The organism is Streptomyces sp. V3I8, from assembly GCF_030817535.1.
Taxonomy (GTDB): Bacteria; Actinomycetota; Actinomycetes; order Streptomycetales; family Streptomycetaceae; genus Streptomyces.
The window spans coordinates 707,767-729,644 of the sequence record NZ_JAUSZL010000002.1; the positions used below are offsets into that span (position 1 = coordinate 707,767).

A 21,878-nucleotide genomic window follows, 5' to 3' on the forward strand; every position below is an offset into this window, starting at 1 on the left:
GCGCTCTCACCGTTCAGCTGTTCCGCCCCCACCTTGCTGGAACAACGAAGGGCTACCGCCTTGAGACGCACCACGACCCTGAGCACCGGCCTGGCCTCCCTCCTGCTGATCGGCGCCTGGGCAGCCGTCGGCACCGGATCCGCCTCGGCCGCCCCCGCCCCCGAAGCCGCCCCCACCTCGAAGGCTCCCGCCTCCGACGCCCTCCTCGACGCCATGCAGAGGGACTTCGGCCTGACCAAGGCCGGGGCCGAGGCACGGCTCGCCGCCGAGAAGAAGGCGACCGCCGTCGAACCGAAGGCCGAACGCGCGGCCGGAGCCGCGTACGGCGGCTCCTGGTTCGACGCCGACAGCGGCAGGCTGACCGTCGCCGTCAGGTCCGGCGCGTCCGCCGGCACGCTGGACGCCGTACGCGACACCGGAGCGGCCGTCCGCACCGTCAAGTACAGCGCGCGGCAGCTCGACGCGGCCAAGGCCCGCATCGACGAGCTGGACGCGCCCGAGGGAATCAGCAACTGGTACGTCGACGCCGAGTCGAGCTCGGTCGTCGTGGGCGTCGTCGCCGCCCAGCGCGCTGACAACGATGTCCGCTCCTTCCTCGACCGGGCCGGGGCCGCCGGCCCCGTCACCGTCGAGGAGACCGCGAAGGCGCCTAAGACCTTCGCGGCCGGGACGGTCGGGGGCGACCCCTTCTACACCGGCAACGTCCGCTGTTCCATCGGCTTCTCGGTGCACGGCGGCTTCGTCACCGCCGGGCACTGCGGCGGCGCCGGGCAGGGCGTCAGCGGCTGGGACCGCTCCTACATAGGCAACATCCAGGGCTCGTCGTTCCCGGAGAACGACTACGCCTGGGTCAACGTCGGCAGCGGCTGGTGGACGGTGCCCGTCGTACTGGGCTGGGGCACCGTCTCCGACCAGCTCGTGCGCGGCTCCAACGAGGCACCGGTCGGCGCGTCCATCTGCCGGTCGGGGTCGACCTCGCACTGGCACTGCGGCGCGGTGCTGGCCAAGAACGAGACCGTCAACTACAGCCAGGGCGCCGTGCGTCAGATGACCAAGACCAGTGTCTGCGCGGAGCCGGGCGACTCGGGCGGCTCCTTCATCAGCGGCGACCAGGCGCAGGGCGTCACGTCGGGCGGCTGGGGCAACTGCTCCACCGGCGGCGAGACCTGGTACCAGCCGATCAACGAGATCCTCAACCGGTACGGGCTGACGCTGCACACGGCGTGACGCCGTAGCAGTGCGGGGTGGCCCCGTCGCCGGAGGTGGCGGGGCCGTTTCCTGCCCGCACGGGTCCCGTAGCGGGGCACCTCAGCGCTCCGCACGGGGGATGTCACCCGCGGGTCGCGGGGGCTGAGAGCGCAGTTCCCCGCGCCCCTGCCGGGACGCGGCCCGGCGCCGCGTGCCTGCTTCGGGCAGCCGGGCGCGCCCGCGCGGCGGAGCCGCACCGTGTCACGGCCCCGCGCCCCTGACGGGGCGCTGCACGTGCCCCGGGTTCACCGGCCGTTCACCGGGGTTGCCGCCGGCGTCGGTCCGCCCCGTGTTCCGGCGGCCTACGCTCGTCGGCGGCACCCCGCGGGTCCGGTCCGCCGTCAGACGGCCGGACCCGCCGCCCGTCCACACGGAAGGTTCCCTCGCACATGGTCCTCAGATCCACCGGCGGGCGGAGGTTCGGCAGGAGAGCGGCCGCTCTCGCGCTGACCACCGCGCTCGCCGCCGCGCTGCCCGGCCCGGTCTCCTCGGCGGCCGACGCCGCCATCGCCGCGCCGGCCCGCCCCACCGCGTACGTCGACCCGCTCATCGGCACCGCGAACGGCGGCAACACCTACCCCGGCGCCAATCTTCCGTACGGCATGATCGGCTGGTCGCCGACCAGCACCAGGGGCGACCAGACCAGCACCGGCGCGGCCAACGGCTACGAGTACGGCGTGACCCGGCTGCGCGGACTGAGTCTCACCCACGTCAACGGCGCGGGCTGCAACCCGGGCGCCGCGGGCGACGTGCCGATCATGCCGTTCGTCGGGGACGTCACCTCCTCGCCCTCGGCGGACACCACGGACTCCGTCTACGCGGCGAACTTCTCGCACGCGGACGAGCGGGCCGTGCCGGGCCGTTACTCCGTGGGGCTCGACTCCGGCGCCCGCGCGGACCTCGCGGTGTCGCAGCGGGCCGGCGTCGCCGACTTCACGTTCCCCGCCGACAAGCCCGCCAACCTGCTCTTCCGGGTCTCCAACTCGCTCAACGGCAGCGAGGACGCGCAGGTCGAGATCGACCGGGCGAACCGCAAGGTGACCGGGTCGGTACTGACGGGCGCGTTCTGCGGCCGGCGCGCCAACGGCGGTGCGAACAACCGCAAGAGCTATTACCGGCTGTACTTCAGCGCCTCGTTCGACCGTGCCTTCTCGTCCACGGGCACCTGGAAGGACGGCACCCTCTCCCCCGGTTCGACCACGGGCGGCGGTGGCGAGGGGTACGCCACGGGCGCCGACCGCGCGGGCCGCGGTTCCGGCGGTTACGTCGGCTTCGACACCGGGTCCGACAACGATGTCCACATGCGGCTCGGCATCTCGTACGTGAGTCTCGCGGGAGCCGAGGCGAACCTCCGCGAGGAGATAGCGCCGAGGGCGGGCGTCGAGGAGGTCGCGGCGGCGGGCAGCAGGGCCTGGGACCGCGAACTGCGGTCCGTGCGCGTCGGCGGGGGCAGTGAGGCCCGGCGGACCGCCTTCTACACCGCGCTCTACCACTCCCTCCAGCAGCCCAACCTGGTCAGCGACACCGACGGCCGCTACCCGGGCATGGACGGCAGGCCCCATCGCCTCGCCCGCGGGCAGGGGGCGCAGTACAGCAACTTCTCCGGCTGGGACCAGTACCGGGCGCAGATCCAGCTGCTCGCCCTGCTCAAGCCGCGTATCGCCGGGGACTTCGCGCAGTCGCTGTACAACTTCGCGCGGCAGAACGGCGGGGTGTGGGACCGCTGGGTGCACATCAACGGCCCGACGCACGTCATGACCGGCGACCCGACCGCGGCCACGCTCGCCACCTTCTACGCCATGGGGGTGCGCAACTTCGACTACCGCGGCGCCTTCGACTCGCTGGCGAAGCAGGCCACCGTGCCGCACCCGGACGGGCTCTCCGACGCGGGCTGCCCCGGCCAGTGCACCGGCCAACGGCCCAATCTGGCGCAGTACATGAGCTCCGGGTACGCCGCTCAGGACGTGTGCCACTGCTGGGGCGGCGCCGCCGAGACCCTGGAGGACTCGGTCGCCGACGACGCGCTGGGCCGGTGGGCGAAGCTGCTGGGCCGCGACGAGCAGGCCGCCGGCTTCGCCGAGCGCGGCGGCTGGTGGCGCAACGTCTTCAACCCCGCGGCCACGGACGGGGCGGGCACCACCGGGTACGTCCAGGCGCGCAACCTGGACGGTTCCTGGGTCACGCCGTTCAGCCCCGGCAGCGACCGCGGGTTCGCCCAGGGCACGAGCGCCACGTACACCTGGATGGTGCCGCAGGACGTGCAGGGCCTCGCCGAGGCGATGGGCGGACGTGAGGCGGCCGCGGGCCGGCTCGACGCCTTCTTCCACAAGGCCGACGGGTCCTGGTCGGTGAAGGGCGGCGACGCGCTGCGCTACGACCCGACCAACGAGCCCGGCATCCACGCCCCGTGGCTCTACAACGCGCTCGGCCGGCCGTGGAAGACCCAGGCCACCGTCCGGCAGATCGTCGACACCGTCTACGGCACGGGACCGGCCGGACTGCCCGGCAACGACGACCTGGGCACCATGTCCGCCTGGTACGTCTTCTCGGCCCTCGGCGTCTACCCGCGGACACCGGGCAGCGCCGACCTCCTGCTGGGCGCGCCGCTGTTCCCGCACGCGGTGATCGACCGGCCCGGCCGCGACATCGTCATCGACGCGCCCGCCGCCGACGCCACCCACGCGTATGTGGCCGGAGTCCGCCTCGACGGCCGTCCGCACGACCGGTCCTGGACGGACGGCGGCCTCCTGCGCACCGGGGGCACCCTGAGGTACCGCCTCGTCGCGGAGCCGGACACCCGGTGGGCGACCGCGCCCGCCGGACTGCCCCGCTGACCTGACACGACCGTGGCCCCGAGTCCGTCGGGACTCGGGGCCACGGTCGTCTTCGGTGACCGCCGGGTCAGACCTTGCGGTACCTGGCCATGCCGAACGAGAACACCCCGAACAGCATCAGGCCGACGGCGATGAGCACCAGCAGCCACGGCCCCGCCGGGGTCTCGGTGAACGAGCGCAGGGTGTCGTCCATGCCCTTGGCCTTGTCCGGTTCGTACGCCACGGCCGCCTTGACCGCGAAGCCCCCGGCGACGGCGAACACCAGACCGCGGGCCGCACCGCCGCCGACGCCGGTCACGTCGACCGCCTGCCGTACCTTGCGCGACATCGCACCGAGCTGCAGGTGCTTGTGGAACTTGCGGCGGATCGCCTGCACCGCCATCCACAGACCGGCGCACCCTATGACCACGCCGGCCACCCCCACGAGCCACTGCCCGGCGGGCAGGTCCATGGCCTTGGCCGTCGCGTCCCGGGACTTGCCGTCGCTCGAACCGCTCCCGCCGGAACCCGCCGCGAAGGACAGGACGGAGTAGGCGACGAAACCGTAGAAGACGGCCCGTCCCGCCGACGCCAGCCGCTTCTTCGCCTTGTGGCCGTCGGGGCCCGCCGCGCCGAAGACCGCCTCGGACAGCCGCCAGAGCGCCATGCCGACCAGTCCGACGCCCAGCGCCCAGAGGACGACCGCCCCGAAGGGCTTCCCGGAGACCTCCTGGAGCGCACCTCCCTGGTCCGCCTGCTTGCCGCTGCCGCCGAAGGCGATCTGCAGCGCCAGCAGGCCCACCAGCACATAGATGACACCGCGTGCGGTGAAACCCGCCCGCGCCGCCCCCTCGATGGCAGGGGCCGCCTTCTGCTTCCCCACCCGGCTGCCTCGTGTCAACGTTCCTGCGTTCATCGTTTGCCTCCCGTCTCCGGTTGCCCCGGCTGGGCCGTACGACACCCTGCGGTCGCGACCAGGGGATACGTCCCTTTTTCGCAGCGGATCGGCAGGATCGAACATACGATGGACGCGCAACCGCAAGGGTGTCGCGCGCAACCGCGCCGGGACACCGATCCGCTCGGGGTGGGAGACGAATGGCACAGGGCACCGACGCAGCACGGACCGTCATCCTGACCGTGGACGACGATCCCGGAGTCTCGCGTGCCGTCGCCCGTGACCTGCGGCGCCGGTACGGCGAGACGTACCGCATCGTGCGCGCGGAGTCCGGGGAGAGCGCTCTCGAAGCCCTGCGCGAGCTGAAGCTGCGCGGCGACCTGGTCGCGGTGATCCTGGCGGACTACCGCATGCCGCAGATGAACGGCATCGAGTTCCTGGAGCAGGCCCTGGACGTGTACCCGGGTGCGCGCCGGGTCCTGCTGACCGCGTACGCCGACACGAACGCGGCCATCGACGCGATCAACGTGGTCGACCTGGACCACTACCTCCTCAAGCCCTGGGACCCCCCGGAGGAGAAGCTCTACCCCGTCCTGGACGATCTGCTGGCCGCCTGGCGGGCCTCCGACCACCGGGCCGTGCCGATCGCCAAGGTCGTCGGTCACCGCTGGTCGGCGCGCTCCTCCGACGTACGGGAGTTCCTGGCCCGCAACCAGGTGCCGTACCGCTGGTACTCCTCGGACGAGCCGGAGGGCAAGCGGCTGCTGGCCTGCGCGGGAGTGGACGGCGAGCGGCTGCCGCTCGTGGTCACCGCGGACGGGGCGGTGCTGGTCGAGCCGGACGATCCGGAGCTGGCCGCCCGGGTGGGTCTCGCCACGACGCCGGCGGCCGAGTTCTACGACCTCGTCGTCATCGGCGGCGGCCCCGCCGGACTGGGCGCGGCGGTGTACGGCGCCTCGGAGGGCCTGCGGACCGTGCTGGTGGAGCGCTCCGCGACCGGCGGACAGGCCGGCCAGAGCTCCCGCATCGAGAACTACCTCGGCTTCCCGGACGGGGTGTCGGGAGGCCAGCTGACCGACCGGGCGCGGCGCCAGGCGTCGAAGTTCGGTGCCGAGATCCTGACGGCGCGCGAGGTGACCGGCCTGGAGGTCACGGGCGCCTCGCGCACCGTGCGCTTCTCGGACGGCTCGGCGATCGCCGCGCACAGCGTGATCCTGGCGACGGGGGTGTCGTACCGGCAGCTCGACGCGCCGGGCGCGCAGGACCTGACCGGGTGCGGGGTCTACTACGGGTCGGCGCTGACGGAGGCCCCGGCGTGCCAGGGGCACGACGTGTACATCGTCGGCGGCGCGAACTCCGCGGGACAGGCCGCCATGTACCTGGCCAGGGGCGCGAAGTCGGTCACCCTGCTGGTGCGCGGCTCCTCCCTGACCGCGTCCATGTCCCACTATCTGATCGAGCAGATCTCGGGCGCGCCGAACATCTCGGTGCGCACCGGGACGGTCGTCGACGCCGTGCACGGCTCGGACCACCTGGAGCAGCTCACCCTGCGCGACCTGGCGAGCGGCCGCACCGAACTCGTCGACGCGCAGTGGATGTTCGTGTTCATCGGCGCGGCGCCGCTGACCGGCTGGCTGGACGGCACGGTCCTGCGGGACGAGCGCGGGTTCATCGTCGCCGGGCCCGACCTGACCGCCGACGGGCGGCCGCCGTCGGACTGGGAGCTGGACCGGCCGCCGTACCACCTGGAGACCAACGTGCCCGGGGTGTTCGTGGCGGGTGACGCGCGCGCCGAGTCCGCGAAGCGTGTCGCCTCCGCCGTAGGAGAGGGAGCCATGGCCGTGATGCTCGTCCACCGGTACCTGGAGCAGTCGTGAGCGGGCGGCCGATGCCGTGCGACATCACGGAGCTGGGCTCGCTGTTCCTGTTCGAGGAGCTGGACGCCGGACAGCTCGGGCGGCTGTGCGCCGAGGGCCGGGTGGAGCTCTTCGAACCCGGCTACGTGTACGAGGAGGGCGAGCCGGCCACCTGCTTCTTCGTCCTCCTGGAGGGCACGGTCGTGATGTCGCGCCGGGTCGGCGGCGACGACGTGGAGATCAGCCGTACGTCACAGCGCGGGGTGTACGCGGGCGCCATGCAGGCCTACCTGGCCGTCCCGGACGAGGCCCGCTACAAGGGCTCGATGCGGGTCACCGAGCCCTCGCGGTTCTTCGTGCTGCCCGCCGAGACGTTCTCGGCGATCCTGCGGGAGTGGTTCCCGATGGCGGTGCACCTGCTGGAGGGGCTGTTCTTCGGCAGTCAGAACACCCAGCGGACCGTCGGACAGCGTGAGCGGCTGCTGGCGCTCGGCTCGCTGTCCGCCGGACTGACGCACGAACTGAACAACCCGGCCGCGGCGGCGGTGCGGGCCACGTCCGCGCTGCGGGAGCGGGTGGCAGGGATGCGGCACAAACTGGGCATGATCGCGACGGGCCCGTTCGCGCGCGACGCCCTGGGAACGCTGGTCGAGATCCAGGAACGTACCGCCGAGCAGGTCGCCAAGGCCACACCCCTGAGTCCGCTGGAGGCCTCCGACCGGGAGGACGCGCTGGGCGACTGGTTCGACGACCACGGCATCGCGGGCGGCTGGGAGCTGGCGCCGACGTTCGTGCAGGCCGGCCTCGACACCGACTGGCTGGACCAGGTGGCGGCGACCGTGGACGAGGGGACGCTCGAGGGCGCGGTCCGGTGGCTCAACTACACGGTCGAGACCGAGCTGCTGATGAACGAGATCGAGGACTCGACCACCCGGGTCTCGAACCTCGTGAACGCGGCCAAGCAGTACTCGCAGCTCGACCGGGCGCCCTACCAGGTCGCCGACGTGCACGAACTGCTGGACAGCACCCTGATGATGCTCGCCGGGAAGACCGGCCCCGGCGTCCGGGTCGTCAAGGACTACGACCGCTCGCTGCCCAGGATCCCCGCCTACCCGGGCGAGTTGAACCAGGTGTGGACCAACCTCATCGACAACGCCGCCTCGGCGATGGGCGGCGAGGGCACCCTGACCGTGCGCACCGCGCTCGAACGGGAGCAGCTGCTCGTCGAGTTCCGCGACACGGGGCCCGGCGTGCCGGAGGAGATCCGCGGCCGGATCTTCGACCCGTTCTTCACGACGAAGCCCGTGGGCGAGGGCACCGGGCTGGGCCTGGACATCTCCTGGCGCATCGTCGTGAACAAACACCACGGGCACCTGCAGGTGCACTCCGTACCCGGCGACACCCGTTTCCAGGTCTTCCTCCCGCTCACGGCGGCGGAACCCGACACCGACACCGACACCGACACCGACGACACGCAACCCGGCACCCCTCAGGAGGCGTCATGAGCACTTCGGACCTGGACGGAATCGACCCGGGCGTGCCGCCGAGCGGCACGGGGTGCGTGGAGTGCGACGCCTCGGGCGGCTGGTGGTTCCATCTGCGGCGCTGCGCCCGGTGCGGACACGTCGGCTGTTGCGACGACTCCCCCTCCCAGCACGCCACGGCCCACCACCGGAGCACGGGCCACCCCTTCATCCGCAGTTTCGAGCCGGGCGAGGCCTGGTTCTGGAACTTCGAGACGTCCGAGCTGTACGAGTCCGGCCCCGACCTCGCCCCGCCGCTGAGCCACCCGTCGGACCAGCCCGCGCCCGGACCCGCGGGACGCGTGCCGGCGAACTGGGCGCAGACACTGCGCTGACCGGGCCCGGGGGCTGTCCGTGGCGCGTGCCAGGATGGATCCGTGTCGACCACCGCTTTCACCGCGCCGTTCATCGGGCGCAGGGACGAACTCGCCCGCCTGGCCCGGGTCCTGGACCGGACCCGGGCCGGCGAGGCGCGCGCCGTGCTGGTCGCCGGGGACGCGGGGGTCGGCAAGACCCGGATGCTGGCCGAGGCCGCCGGACACGCCGCCGGGACGGGCACGACGGTCGTCACGGGGCACTGCGTGGACCTGGGTGACGTGGGTCTGCCCTACCTGCCGTTCACCGAGATCCTGGGGATGCTGGCCGCGGACGACCGGTTCGCGGGGGCGATGGCGGCACACCCCGTGGTCGACCGCCTGCTCGGTGACGGCGGCGACGGGGCGCGGGACGCGGGCGGGCGCCCCCAGCTGTTCGAGGGCATGGCCGCGCTGCTGGCCGAACTGACCGAGGTCGCGCCACTGTTGCTGGTCCTGGAGGACCTGCACTGGGCGGACCAGTCCTCCCGCGACCTGCTGCGCTTCCTGCTCAGCCGGGGCACCCTGCAGAACCCGCGGGCGCGACTGCGGACGACCGGGGCAGCATCCGGTCCGGGAGCCGTGGACGGCGCGGGAGCCACGGGCGAGGGGTCCGGTCAGCGGCTCGCCGTGTTCGCCTCGTACCGCGCCGACGACCTGCACCGCAGGCACCCGTTGCGGCCGCTGCTCGCCGAGCTGGTGCGGCTGCCCGCCGTCGAGCGGCTGGAGCTGCGGCCGATGCCCGACGGGGAGATGGCCCGGCTCGTCCGCGCCCAGCGGTCCGCGCCCGTGCCGGACGCCACGGTCCGCCGTATCGTCGAGCGCGCCGAGGGCAACGCGTTCTACGCCGAGGAGCTGCTGGCCGCCACCGCGGAGACCGTTCCCGGGTCCGGGAACGGGTCCGGATCCGGGTCCGGGTCCGCGTCAGCCGTGCCCAGCGGACTGGCCGATGTGCTGCTCATCCGTTTCGAGCAACTGCCGCCGACCGCACAGCAGGTGCTGCGCACCGCGGCGGTGGCCGGGCGCCGTGTCGAGCACGACCTGCTGCGCGACACCGTCCAGCTGCCCGAGGAGGAACTGGAGTCGGCGCTGCGCGAGGCCGTCGGACGGCAGCTCCTCGTCTCCGGCGGCGACTCCGGCGGGGACAGCACCTACTCCTTCCGGCACGCCCTGATCCGCGAGGCGGTCTACGCCGACCTGCTGCCGGGCGAACGGGTGCGGCTGCACCGGTCGTTCGCGCGGGTGCTGGCCGCACGGGGCCTGCCCGCCGAGTGCGCGGCGGAGCGCGCCCACCACTCCCGCGAGAGCCACGACCTGCCGGACGCGCTCGCGGCCTCGCTGGAGGCCGCCGACCACGCCGGGCGGGTCCGTGCCCCCGCCGAAGAACTGCACCACCTGGAGGCCGCCCTCGACCTGTGGTCCGCGGTGCCCCCCGGAGCCCGCCCGGACGGCTTCGACACGGTCACGCTGACGCTGCGCGCCTCGGCGGCCGCCGCGCACGCCGGTGAGACCCACCGGGCGGTCTCGCTCACCCGGGCCGCGCTGGCGCGCGTGGGCTCGGACGAGGACGCGGAACTCGCCGCCCGGGTCCGCTACACGCTCGCGGGCGACCTCATGCGGACCGACAACCTGGCGGCGGCGTTCACGTACAGCAGCGAGGCCCTCGCGATGATCCCCGCCGACCCTCCGTCGCGCACCTGGGTCTGGGCCGCGTCCACCCACGTCATGGCGGCACGTTACGTGGGCGACGACGAGACCGCGCACCGCGTGGCCCGCCAGGCCCTCGGCGTCGCGGAGACGCTCGGCCTGCCCGACGCCCGGGCCGACCTGCTGATCTCCCTGGTCGGCCTCGACGGCGCGGGGCGCAGCGTCCCGGAGGGGCGGGCTCGGCTGCAGGAGGCACGGGAGCTGGCCCGGGGCGCGGGGAACACCTCCATAGAGATACGCGCGCTGTTCAACCTCGCCATCGGCTCGTACGAGTCCGGCGACCTGGACGAGTGCCTGGCCTGGCTCTCGGACGGTCTGGAGCGGGCGGGCCGCGCCGGACTGCTCTCCGCGTCCTATCCGCTGGAGATGCGCTATCTGCGCCTGCTGGTGCTCTGTTCGCTGGGCCGGTGGGACGCGTGCGTGCGCGAGGCGGAGAGCGACGCCGAGGGGCTGCCCACCGCGGGCGGGTACGCGATCGCCCCGGCGCTGTCCGTGGCGCTGGCGCGCGGTGAGGAGGGGGTGGCCGAGCGGGCCCGGGCGCTCCTGGACGGACCGTTCGACTGGATGGCCACGCTCGTGGCGGGCATCCTCCTGACCGACGCGGCGGTGCTGCGCCACGATCCCGGGGCGGCCGTCGAGCAGGTCCGTACGACGCTCGCGGCCCTCGACGACGACGACGGCGCGACGCCCGACGTGGCGGTGCGGCTCGCGGCGCTCGCCCTGGCCCCCGTGGCGGACGCGGCCGTGGCCGCCCGCCGGACCGGCGACGAGGAGGGCGTACGGCACTGGACGCGGACCGCGTCGGAGCTGATCGGTCCGGCCCGGGTCACGGCGGCCGAGGGCGAGGACGGTATGCCGCAGGGGCCCGAGGGACGCGCCTGGCTGGCGCGCGCCGAGGCCGAGCATGCGCGGGCCGGCGGCGACCCGGACACGGCGGCCTGGGAGAAGGCGGTCGCGGCGTTCGGCTACGGAGACATCTACGAGCAGGCCCGCTGCCGCCTCCGGCTCGCGGAGAGCCTGGTGGCGTCGGGGCGCCGTGAGGAGGCCGCCGGGCAGGCGCACGCGGCGCACGACACGGCCGTCCGGCTGGGCGCCGTGCCGCTGCGCGAGGACGTGGAGCGGCTGGTCCGCCGGGCCCGGCTGGCGGACGCGCCCCGGGCGGCGGACGGGATCCCCGCGCTGACCTCCCGCGAGAACGACGTCCTGCTGCTCCTCGCGCGGGGCCGTACCAACCGGCAGATCGGCGAGGAGCTGTTCATCAGCGGCAAGACGGCGAGCGTGCACGTCTCCAACATCCTCGCGAAACTGGGCGCCGCGAGCCGTACGGAGGCGGTGGCGATCGCGTACCGCGAGGGGCTGGTCCGGGCGGAACCGACCGCGTCGGGGTGAAGGGCGGGCCGGGCGGGCCGCCGGGGCTGCGGGGCCGGGCCGATGGCGGTGTCATGGGAACAGGTCCACACAGGACCGAGCCGCCGTTTGTGCCGGGGGCAACCGGTTACCCGAGCGGTGGCGCGCATCCGTACAAACAAAGGTGGCTGTTCATGACGTCCGGCACGCATCTCGCTCTGACGCTCACTCTCACCGGCGGCTCGGCCGCCGACGCGCGGGCTGTCGTCCACACGCTCCAACCCGTCTTCGGCTCGCCGGACACCCTGCCCGGCGACGACGGCGCCACGGTCTACACGGTGACCTTCGACACCGACGCGCAGGGTGACGGGAACCAGGAGGCGCCCGCCGGGTCCGGGCTCAGCACGTCCGTGACCGTCACCCTGCAGGGCAGTCCCGACGCGGTGCGCCGGGCCGACGAGACGCTCTCCGCGGCCTTCAAGGTCCAGGAGGGGGGCGCGGCCTCCGGCGACCAGGAGCAGGAGCGGGAACTGCGTCTCGAGCCGTAGGCCCGCCGTGGCCGGGAGCCGCTTCGGGGCCGCCCCCGCCGGTGCGCCGGGGCGGCGGCTCACCCGTCGGGCCCAACGGCCTCATCCGCCCAGGCGCAGGGTCCGCATCTGCACGTCGAGGGGGGCGAGTCCGACATCACGGCGGCGCTCGTCGAGCGTCCCCGGCCGGCGGACCGGGTACGGGCGCATGGTCGCGGGGTCGACCCGGGTCCCGTAGAACTGCGGCTCGCCCAGCTCCACGGCGCAGTGGTCGGCGATGTACGCGTGGTGCGGCGCCGGGCAGCGGCCGTCCGCCGTGGCCTGGGCGATCAGGTCACGGCACGCGAGCTGGAAGTCGAGGTCCGGGGCGTGCAGCAGGATCATCAGGGCCGCCGTGGAGGCGGGTGCCCCGATCAGCTCCGCGGTCGGCCAGGCGTGGCGCCGCACGATCGTCCTGAGCGCCTCCGCGTTGTCCTCGCGGCACCGGTCGACGCGGCGCCGGGCGGCCGGCGTGGGGGTGCGGTGCGCCTGCGTCATCGCCCGGTGCTCCTCCTCCACCCGGCGGACCAGCTCACGGGCGAGGGCGGACGCGAGTGCCGGAGCCACGGTCGGACGGCCGTCCCGGTCCCGCCGCCCGTCGTGGACGCCGCCGTCGCACGCGCTGTCGTGCGCGAGCCCCGTGCTGTCCCGCCCCGCCCGGGTCTCGTCGCTCACGTCGGTCACGGTGGCCATCCAGGTCTCGCATCGGGGTGCCGCGGAGGCGACCGTCCTGCGGGGGCGTCACATGCGCCGGGATCGGGCGCCGTCGTGCGCCGTGGCCGCCGGACCGTGCGGCAGGTCACTCGCTCCCTATGATTGCGTACACGCGCGAGCCGAAACAAGCGTTCTGATAATTTCGGAACGATCCGCGCACCCCTGTCTGTGTCCGTCACGGCGTGGCACACTGCTGGCTGTGACGGCCGTTCCGGGAGACAGGACGTGAGCGACAACCGCTCCGGCGGCAGCGCGCCGACCGTCCTGCGGATGGTCCTCGGGAAGCGGCTGCGGCACCTGCGGGAGCGGGCCGGAGTCTCGTTCGAGGACGCCGCGCGCGCCATAGAGGTCACGTCCTTGACGGTCCGTCGCATCGAGAAGGCCGAGGTCGGTCTCCGCATCCCCTACGTGAAGGAACTGCTGCGCACCTACGGGGTGCCCGCGCCGGAGGTGGACGACTTCCTGTCGATGGCGCGGGAGGCCAACCGGCCCGGCTGGTGGTACTCGTACCGCGATGTGCTGCCGGAGTGGTTCAGCGCGTACGTGAGCCTGGAGAGCGAGGCCGATGTCATCCGTCTCTACGAACCCCACTACGTTCCGGGCCTGTTGCAGACATACGACTACGCGGCCGCGCTGATGCGCACCGGCTTCCCCAACGAGACGCAAGAGGAGGTCGACCGCCGTGTCGCCCTGCGGCTGAAGCGCCAGGACCTGCTCGCCAAGTCCGACGCCCCGGCGGTCTGGGCGGTTCTGGACGAGACGGTGCTGCGCCGCCCGGTGGGCGGGGCCGAGGTGATGCGGGCCCAGCTGGACCGGCTGGCCGAGTGCCTGGACATGCCGAAGGTCCGCATCCAGGTCCTCCGCTTCTCGGCGGGCGCGCACCCCGGCGCGTTCGGCCCGTTCCACTACTTCCGCTTCGGTTTCTCCGAACTCCCCGATGTCGTCTACACCGAGAGCCTCGTCGGCTCGGTCTACGTCGACCAGCCCGCCGACGTCGTGACGTACCTCGAAGTGCTGGACCGGATGTCCGTGCAGGCGGAGCCGGTCTCTCGGACCAGGGCCATCCTGGGTGAACTGCGTAAGGAGTTGTGAGCCATGAGTTCCACGGATCCCGTGCACAGCGGCGTGCCGGCCACCGACCTGGGCGCCGAGGGGTGGCACAAGCCCTGGAGCGGCACCAACGGCGGCAGTTGCGTCGAGGCCAAGCGGCTGCCCGACGGGAGCGTGGCCTTCCGCCAGTCCAGGGACCCGGACGGGCCCGCCCTCGTCTACACCCGGGACGAGATGATCGCGTTCCTGCGGGGTGCGAAATCCGGTCAGGCCGACTTCCTCGTCGCCTGACCCGCCGGACACGGCCGGCCCGCCCCTCGTGCCGTCCGGGGCGTCCGGCCGCGCCGTGGGGGTCGGCCGTCCCGGAGGGAGTGCCGTGCGCACGCTCCACGAGGCCGTCGCGCCGTACGGGACCCTGGTCGCCGACAGCGGCTTCCTCCCCGAACCCGTCCACGGGCCGCTGCGTCGCGGGCACTCCCGGGTGACCTGGATCGAGGCGCTCGACTTCGCCGGGAGCGCGGCGGCGGCCACGGCCCACGACCGCGCGCCCCGCACTCCCGCCCGGCATGTCCCCGTCGTCACGGCCGGCACCGTGACATCCGCTCACCCCATTCGCGCGCACGACGCCCCGGCTTCCCAACGTCCGTACCGTGCAAGCAGGTTGACGGTACGTTGGGGAAGGACCGCTGGACGCACAGCAGGAGACCCCCATGACAGACGGCCGGCCCCTCCCCGACCAGGACGCCCTGTCCAGGATCGACACCACGGTGCCGCATTCGGCCCGCATCTGGAACTACTGGATGGGCGGCAAGGACAACTACGAGGTCGACCGGGAGGCGGGCGACGCCTACCGCCGGATCGCGCCGAACATCGAGACGATGGCCCGCGCCTCCCGCGGCTACCTGATCCGTACCGTGACGTTCGTCGCCGGTGAGCTGGGCATCCGCCAGTTCCTGGACATCGGCACCGGCCTTCCCACCTACGACAACACCCATCAGGTCGCCCAGCGCGTGGCGCCGGAGTCCCGGATCGTCTACGTGGACAACGACCCGCTGGTGCTGCGGCACGCCCAGGCGCTGCTCACCAGCACGCCCGAGGGGGTCACCGACTACATCGACGCCGACCTGCGCGAGCCGGAGCAGATCATCGCCGCGGCGAGCGGGATCCTCGACCTCGGCCGGCCCGTCGCACTGATGCTGATGGGCATCCTGGGCCACATCCAGGACTACGACGAGGCCAGGTCGATCGTGCGCCGCCTGCAGGCCGCCCTGCCGCCGGGCAGCTACTTCGTGCACTACGACAGCACCGACACCGACGCCGAGCTGAAGCGGGCGCAGGAGGGTTACGACGACACCGGCGCCGTGCCGTACGTGCTGCGCAGCCCGCGGCAGGTCGCCGCGTACTACGAGGGCCTGGAGCTGCTGGAGCCCGGCATCGTGTCCTGCCCGCTGTGGCGCCCCGAGCCGGGCACCGACCCGCGGCCGACGGACGTGTACGGCGGGGTGGCCCGCAGGCCCTGACACCCCGTCGGCGTCAGGACCCGGAGCCGGGACCGGCCGGGCCGGTCAGGTCCGCGCGGCCGGCCGGATGTTCCGGTCGAGCCGGAACAGGTTGTCCGGGAGGCGGCTCACCGCGCCGAGTCTGCGCACGGCGTCCGGGGAGAGCCGGGACAGCGGCAGGCGGTGGACGCGTTCGGCCCGGGACACCTGGCCGAGGAGGTGGTGCAGGGGTGGCGGCGGTCGAATGCGTCGTCCCGGTAGGTCAGGACCAGCACGGCCGGCAGGCGTTCCACCCGGTGCACCAGGAACCGCAGCGCGTCGAGCGAGGCCACGTCGGCCCCGTGCACGTCCTCGACGACGAGGACGGCGGGGTGCGGGGCCGCGACGAGTTCCGCCCGCAGCGCGTCGTAGACCCGGGGCCGGTCGCCGCCCGGCATGGCCTTCACCGGACTCGACCTGCCGATGCCCGCCTCACCGTGGACGAGCACGACGGAACCGGCTCCGTCGGCCGCGTCCCTGGCGGCGGCGGCCAGCCGGTCCAGCTCGCGTTCGCGTTCGCGGATCCCCCGTCCACCGCGCCATGCCGGCACATGCACGCCTCTTGAAGCCCCACAGCGGCACCCATAGGATCGTTGAACAACGCGTGAAACGTTTCAACCCGCTGCACGTGTCCCACGCGCCCCACCCCTTCCGATGCCGCACTTCTCGACGCCCCCCGATGCCACCCCCTCCCGACGCCGCGCCTCCCGACACCCCGCCTCCCGGCCGCTCGCTCCGTCACCCGCATCCGCGCACGTACACACGCACCCAAGGGACCCCACATGACCAATGGCTGGAACCGCCGCGCCTTCCTCCGGAGCTCGGTGGCCGGAGCGGGCGCCTCCGCCGCCCTCGCCACCGGCACCGCCGCCGCCTCCGCCTCGGCGCCCGTGACGGACGGCGTGGCGCTGCCGGGCAGGCTGCGCGTCGAGCGCACGACCGTCGAGTACGCCGAGACCCTGCTCGGCACCGAGGTGGAACACCCCCGGCTGACATGGGAGTTGGCCGCCGACGGGCGCGGAGCCCGGCAGAGCGCCTACCGCGTGCGGGTCGCATTGAGCGAACAGGGGCTGCGCGAGGGGCGGCGCGCCGTCTGGGATTCCGGCCGGGTCGCGTCGGACCGCAGCGTCGGGGTCGCGTACGCGGGTCCCGCCCTGAAGCCGCGCACCCGCTACCACTGGCAGGTCAGGGTGTGGGACGCCGAGGGCCGGCCCTCGGCGTGGAGCGCGCCGCGCTGGTGGGAGACAACGTTGTCCAAGGATGCCTGGCAGGGCTTCTGGATCGGTGCGGCGGCCGCTCCGGAACCGCCGGTGTTCGAGGGGGCGTCCTGGATCTGGTCGCCCGGTTCGACCGCGAACGACGCACCCAACGGGCCCCGTTGGTTCCGCGGTGCGCTGACGCCGCCGGCGGGCGCGGAGATCCGCAGAGCCACGCTGCTGGCGACGGCCGACGACGACTTCACCCTGTACCTCGACGGCCGGCAGGTGGCGCACCAGGCCGAACAGGTCGACGCGTGGCGCCAGGGCCACCTCGTCGATGTCACGGAGCAGGTGAGGTCGGCGGCTTCCGCGGACCCCGGGGGCGCGGGTCCGGGGCGCCTCGTGGTGGCCGCCCTCGCGACGAACCGCGGCAACGCGTCGGTCAACCCCGGCGGTCTGCTCGTACGGCTCCTCCTGGAGCACGGGACCGGGACCACGACCACGGAACTGGTCACGGGAGACGGCTGGCGGTGCGCCGAGGAGGAGCAACCGGGCTGGCAGCAGCCGGACTTCGACGACTCCTCGTGGTCGGCCGCCGCCGTGCTCGCCCCCTACGGACAGGGCCCCTGGGGGGACGGGGTCTCCCTCACGGCGCCCGAGCAGCCGGCGCCGCTGCTGCGCCGCGAGTTCACGGTTCCCAAGCCCGTCGCCCGGGCCCGCCTGTACATCAGCGGGCTCGCCTACTACGACGCGGAGATCAACGGCGAACGCGTCGGCCGCCAGGTCCTCGACCCCGGGTTCACCGACTACGACGAGACCGTCCTGTACGCGGTCCACGACGTGACGGACCACCTGCGCCGGGGCGCCAACGCGATCGGCGTGACCCTCGGCCGCGGCTTCTTCGGCATGATGACACCGAACGTCTGGAACTGGCACCGCCCCCCGTGGCACGGCGAACCGCGGCTCCTGGGCCAGCTGGAGATCGACCACCCCGACGGCTCACGCACCACGATCGCGACGGACGACCGGTGGCGCATCACCGAGGGCCCGACCCGCTCCAACTCCCTTTACGCGGGTGAGAGTTACGACGCGCGCAAGGCACCCCGCGCATGGACGCGCCCCGGCTTCGACGACAGCGGCTGGCAGGCCACGGAGCGCCGGGCCGCCCCGAAGGGCACGCTGCGCGCCCAGCCGCACGACGCGATCGAGATCGTGGAGACCGTACGCCCGGTCGCCGTCGAGGAGTTGCGCGAAGGGGTGTACGTCGTCGACATGGGCCGCACGACGGCCGGCTGGACACGGCTGACCGTGCGCGCTCCGGCGGGGACGACCGTGCGCCTGGTCCACGGCGAGAAGCTGAACTCCGACGGGAGCGTGCACGCCGAGACCGGCCACGTGCCCGGCCGGTTCCAGACCGACGAGTACGTGTGCGCGGGCGGCGGCGCCGACGAGGTGTGGGAGCCGAAGTTCTCGTACAAGGGATTCCGGTACGTGCAGGTCAGCGGGCTGCCCTCGAAGCCGGAACCGTCACAGGTGCTGGGCCGCGTCGTGCACACGCCGGTGGAGGCGACGGGGTCCTTCGCCTGCTCCGAGCCGTTCTACGAGAAGCTGGAGCGGGCGATGCGGCGCACGCTCCTGAACAACCTGCACGGCATCCCGACGGACACACCGATGTACGAGAAGAACGGCTGGACCGGCGACGCCCAGCTGGGCGCGCCCGTCATGGCGTACGCGCTCGGTGTGCACCGCTTCCTGTCCAAGTGGCTCGGCGACCTGAACGACAGCCAGAACGGCGACGGGCAGCTGCCGGTGATCGTGCCGAGCGGCGGCTGGGGGTACGGCGACCTCGGTCCGTCCCCCGAGTGGACGACGGTGTACCCCTTCCTGCTGCGGGAGATGTACCGCGTGTACGGGGACGAGCGGCTGGCCCGCGACCACTGGGAGCCGCTCACCCGCTACCTGGACTGGGAGATCTCCCGCCTGAAGGACGGCCTGGCCGTGACGGCGCTCGGCGACTACCTGCCGCCGGGGTACGGCGGCAACCCGCCCGAGGACACCCGGCTGACCGCGACGGCCTACCTGCACCGGGCGCTCGTCGGCACGGCGGAGCTGGCGGACCTGCTCGACGACACGGCGGTCGCGGACCGCTACCGGACGACCGCGAACGGACTCAAGGAAGCGTTCAACGCGGCGTTCCTGGGGCCGGACGGCCACTACCGCACGGCGAAGGACCCCGACTACCGCCAGACGAACAACTGCGTTCCGCTCGCCTTCGGCCTGGTCCCGGCGGGCGCGCGGGCCAGTGTCGTCGACTCGCTGCTGGCCGACATCGCACGCCGCGGCAACCACCTGAACACCGGCGCGCTGGGCACCAGCGTCCTGCTGCGGCAGCTGTCCGCGCAGGGGCATCCCGAGGTGGCCCACGCCATCGCCACCCAGCGCACGTACCCGGGCTGGGGCCACTGGTTCGAGAACGGCGCCGACACCATGTGGGAGATGTGGCCGCTCGACTCGCGCTCCCGGGACCACTATTTCCAGGGCACGGTCGTGCAGTGGCTGTACGAGAACGTGGCGGGCCTGCGCCCCGGCGACGCGGGGTACCGCACCTTCACGGTGCGCCCCGACGGCCGTACGGGCGTCGACTGGGCCCACACGTCCCTGCGTACGGTCCGCGGCAAGGCCTCGGCCGCCTGGTCGACCGTGGACGGCTCGGTCCGGCTCTCGGTACGGGTGCCGGTGGGCTCGACGGCGGAGGTGCACGTACCGGCACCGGCGCGCTCGGCGGTACGCGCTCCGGGCGGCGCGGAATTCGTCCGGGTGGAGCCGGGGTTCGTCGTGTACGAGGTGGGACACGGCGGGTGGGAGTTCGTGGGGCGGGCGGCCGGGTGAACCCTCCGGGCAGTCGCGGGTGCGGGTCACCCACCCGCGACTGCCCACGGGGCGAACTGCCCGGTGGAGGGCGTCAGGAGCTCGGCCCCGTCATCGGTCAGCCCCGGTCCGTCTCCTCGGTGGTCGCGGGCCGCCCGAACCAGCGGCTCGCGGCGTCGGCGCAGTACGCACGCCGCAGGACCGTCGCGTCAGGTTCCGGGGGCCCGCGTCGCTCCGGGTGCCGTGCGGGATTCCAGGTCGTGGCGGGTGTCGTTGCCGTACACGCCCGTCTCGTCGCCCCGGATGCCGTACCAGAGCTGGAAACGCGCCACCGCCGCCGTCAGCGTGGCGTCGTACACGCCGCTGGGCGTTCCCTGGTCGTACACGTCGGGGATACGCAGCAGCCGTTGCTGCAGATCGCTCACCGCCGGCCCGCTGTCGCCCTCGCGCAGGGTGCCGGGGCCGTCCGGGTCGGCGCCCTGCGGCACGGGGGCCGAGGCGGGCGGCGCGGACGACGCGGCCGGGGGCGGCACGTCCGCGGCGCCGGTGGTGTCCCTGTCCCAGGTGAGCAGGAGGGCCGTACCGAATCCCGCCAGCGCGGCGGCCACCGCGGCCGCTCCGAGCGCGGTACGGCGGAACACGGCGCCGGTGCGGCCGTGCGCCGGTCCGCGTCCGGCCGGGCGGCGGCCTCGTGGCGCCGGCCCGGCGTCACGGTCACCCCCGTCCTCGCCCTCGTTCCGGTCCGCGCTCCGGTGCGCGTCCCGGTCCGCGCCTCCGGCGACCGGCGGCAGTTCCTGCGTGTCGTCCTCCACCGGCCTGGACGGTGCGGCGCCCCACGCCTCCGGTACGGCGACGACCTCGTAGTCCTCGTCCGGGTCGCGCTCCTTCTCCTTCTCCTTCTCCTTCTCCTGCACCTGCCGCAGCAGGTCCGCCAACGACCCTGGCTGCCTGCGGCGCAGGACGTGGGTCGGCTCCAGCGCCGAACGACGCGACGGCTCTTGCGGGTCGAACGGTGTCGACACCCTGCTCTCCCTCCGGGCGCTGCTGAGAAGGGCCCTACCGAGAAGGGATACGGGGAGCCCCGCCCGGCGGTTCAACGAGGCGGCGCCGAACAGGCGCACGATGCCGGGCCGTCGCGCGGTGCCCGGCCGCCCCGCGGCGCCGGGCGGTCGGTCCGGGCCAGGTCAGGTCGGTCCGGGCCAGGTCGGGTCGGTCCGGGCCAGGTCGGGTCGGTCCGGTGAACGTGTGTCAGCGGTTCATCAGTGCGAAGACGCCCCAGCCCAAGTACTCGCGCTGATAGCGGACATGGCGCAGCGGCCCGGCCGTGAGGTCCGCGCGCATCTCCTCGGCCAGTTCGTCGTCGGGGTGGGCGTCCAGCCAGCGCCGGGTGGCCAGCCACTGCGCGGCCACGTAACGGTCCCAGCTGTCCTGGTCGGCCAGAACCATCTCCACCAGGTCGCAGCCGAGCCGGCCGAAGTGCTCGACCAGTTCCGGGAGCGAACGGAAGTCGTCCCTGCTGCCGGCCGAACAGCCCTCGACGGTGGCCCGGTCCTCGGGCTCGCGCCGCCAGTACGGCTCGCCGATGAGCATGATCCCGCCGGGGGCGAGGCTCCGGCGCAGGAGTTCGACGGTGCCCGCCACCCCGTCGCCGATCCAGGTGGCACCGACGCACGCGGCGATCCCGACGGGTTCCTCGGCGACATGGCCCGCCGCGTCGCCGTGCCGGAAGACGACCCGGTCGGCGACACCGAGCTCCGCGGCGCGGGCGTTCGCCTTCGCCAGGAAGGCGGTGCTGATGTCCACCCCCGTGCCGGTCACCCCGTGCTCCCGCGCCCAGGTGCACAGCAGCTCGCCGCTGCCGCAGGCGAGGTCGAGCACACGGGTCCCGGGCGGCGGGTCGATGGCCCGGCCCAGGGTCGCCAATTTCCCGTCGGTGAACGGGTTGTGTATGCGGTGTCCGCCCTCGCGGACGGTGAAGCTACGTGGCAGATCCACTTCTGGGATTCCTTCGGTCCGAGGAAAGGGGGCAGGTGGTGCGGGCCGGAGCGCGCCCTCCGTTGTACGCGGCCGCGACCGGGGCCTGTCCACCGGTTTTTGCCGTGACGGCAACAAACTCGTCCCGCCAAGTGACAATGAAAATGATTGTCGATAACGTGTGCGTCGGTCACGCCCGCCGCACCCCGCCGAGGGGAGCCACCGGC

General features: G+C 73.5%; 16 protein-coding genes. 11 read left to right on the top strand and 5 right to left on the bottom strand.

The annotated features are described in order from the left end of the window. Window positions 1–60 precede the first annotated feature (60 nt). Complete coding sequence (locus QFZ75_RS03435; protein ID WP_307533763.1) at window positions 61–1,227, top strand: S1 family peptidase; 1,167 nt, start codon at window positions 61–63, stop codon at window positions 1,225–1,227. Window positions 1,228–1,637: 410 nt separating this feature from the next. Continuing rightward, a complete protein-coding gene (locus QFZ75_RS03440) occupies window positions 1,638–4,082 on the top strand; it encodes a GH92 family glycosyl hydrolase (RefSeq protein ID WP_307533764.1) in 2,445 nt (814 codons plus the stop codon). A gap of 67 nt (window positions 4,083–4,149) precedes the next feature. On the opposite strand, the gene QFZ75_RS03445 is transcribed toward QFZ75_RS03440, so the two are convergent. Then, entirely contained in the window at window positions 4,150–4,977 is an 828-nt protein-coding gene (locus tag QFZ75_RS03445) for a DUF1206 domain-containing protein (protein ID WP_307533765.1), read from the bottom strand. Between the two features lie 179 nt (window positions 4,978–5,156). On the opposite strand from QFZ75_RS03445, the gene QFZ75_RS03450 reads away from it, so the two are divergent. The 5 genes from QFZ75_RS03450 to QFZ75_RS03470 all read left to right on the top strand — a co-directional run bounded on the left by QFZ75_RS03450 (window position 5,157) and on the right by QFZ75_RS03470 (window position 12,290). Further along, window positions 5,157–6,833: an FAD-dependent oxidoreductase gene (locus tag QFZ75_RS03450; RefSeq protein WP_307533766.1), complete on the top strand. Its 1,677-nt coding sequence runs from the start codon at window positions 5,157–5,159 to the stop codon at window positions 6,831–6,833. Next, window positions 6,830–8,317, top strand: coding sequence for an ATP-binding protein (locus tag QFZ75_RS03455; RefSeq protein WP_307533767.1), 1,488 nt, complete (start codon window positions 6,830–6,832; stop codon window positions 8,315–8,317). The genes QFZ75_RS03450 and QFZ75_RS03455 overlap by 4 nt, the downstream gene beginning before the upstream one ends. Beyond that, window positions 8,314–8,670, top strand: coding sequence for a UBP-type zinc finger domain-containing protein (locus QFZ75_RS03460; protein WP_307533768.1), 357 nt, complete (start codon window positions 8,314–8,316; stop codon window positions 8,668–8,670). The genes QFZ75_RS03455 and QFZ75_RS03460 overlap by 4 nt, the downstream gene beginning before the upstream one ends. Window positions 8,671–8,712: 42 nt before the next feature. Further along, window positions 8,713–11,784, top strand: coding sequence for a helix-turn-helix transcriptional regulator (locus QFZ75_RS03465; RefSeq protein ID WP_307533770.1), 3,072 nt, complete (start codon window positions 8,713–8,715; stop codon window positions 11,782–11,784). Between the two features lie 152 nt (window positions 11,785–11,936). Continuing rightward, window positions 11,937–12,290 (top strand): hypothetical protein, encoded by a 354-nt coding sequence (locus QFZ75_RS03470; RefSeq protein ID WP_307533771.1) that lies wholly within the window; start codon window positions 11,937–11,939, stop codon window positions 12,288–12,290. A gap of 81 nt (window positions 12,291–12,371) precedes the next feature. On the opposite strand, the gene QFZ75_RS03475 is transcribed toward QFZ75_RS03470, so the two are convergent. Further along, window positions 12,372–12,983: a DUF6624 domain-containing protein gene (locus QFZ75_RS03475; RefSeq protein ID WP_307533772.1), complete on the bottom strand. Its 612-nt coding sequence runs from the start codon at window positions 12,981–12,983 to the stop codon at window positions 12,372–12,374. A gap of 309 nt (window positions 12,984–13,292) precedes the next feature. Between QFZ75_RS03475 and QFZ75_RS03480 the strand changes: the two genes are divergently transcribed. The 3 genes from QFZ75_RS03480 (at window position 13,293) to QFZ75_RS03490 (ending at window position 15,592) form a co-directional block, all read left to right on the top strand. Then, window positions 13,293–14,114 carry a helix-turn-helix domain-containing protein gene (locus QFZ75_RS03480; protein ID WP_373466022.1) on the top strand — a complete coding sequence of 274 codons (822 nt, stop codon included), beginning with the start codon at window positions 13,293–13,295 and terminating at the stop codon, window positions 14,112–14,114. A gap of 3 nt (window positions 14,115–14,117) precedes the next feature. Beyond that, complete coding sequence (locus tag QFZ75_RS03485; protein WP_307533774.1) at window positions 14,118–14,363, top strand: DUF397 domain-containing protein; 246 nt, start codon at window positions 14,118–14,120, stop codon at window positions 14,361–14,363. 419 nt (window positions 14,364–14,782) lie between these two features. Beyond that, a complete protein-coding gene (locus tag QFZ75_RS03490; protein ID WP_307533775.1) occupies window positions 14,783–15,592 on the top strand; it encodes an SAM-dependent methyltransferase in 810 nt (269 codons plus the stop codon). Between the two features lie 107 nt (window positions 15,593–15,699). On the opposite strand, the gene QFZ75_RS03495 is transcribed toward QFZ75_RS03490, so the two are convergent. After that, complete coding sequence (locus QFZ75_RS03495) at window positions 15,700–16,161, bottom strand: AAA family ATPase (protein ID WP_307533776.1); 462 nt, start codon at window positions 16,159–16,161, stop codon at window positions 15,700–15,702. Between the two features lie 231 nt (window positions 16,162–16,392). Between QFZ75_RS03495 and QFZ75_RS03500 the strand changes: the two genes are divergently transcribed. Beyond that, a complete protein-coding gene (locus QFZ75_RS03500) occupies window positions 16,393–19,698 on the top strand; it encodes a family 78 glycoside hydrolase catalytic domain (protein ID WP_307533777.1) in 3,306 nt (1,101 codons plus the stop codon). A 188-nt stretch (window positions 19,699–19,886) separates the two neighbouring features. Here QFZ75_RS03500 and QFZ75_RS03505 read toward each other — a convergent pair whose 3' ends face one another. Both QFZ75_RS03505 and QFZ75_RS03510 read right to left on the bottom strand, forming a co-directional pair. Further along, on the bottom strand, window positions 19,887–20,699 hold the full coding sequence (locus QFZ75_RS03505; RefSeq protein ID WP_307533778.1) for a peptidoglycan-binding protein: 813 nt from the start codon (window positions 20,697–20,699) through the stop codon (window positions 19,887–19,889). Window positions 20,700–20,925: 226 nt separating this feature from the next. Further along, window positions 20,926–21,672 carry a cyclopropane-fatty-acyl-phospholipid synthase family protein gene (locus tag QFZ75_RS03510; RefSeq protein WP_307533779.1) on the bottom strand — a complete coding sequence of 249 codons (747 nt, stop codon included), beginning with the start codon at window positions 21,670–21,672 and terminating at the stop codon, window positions 20,926–20,928. Window positions 21,673–21,878 lie beyond the last annotated feature (206 nt).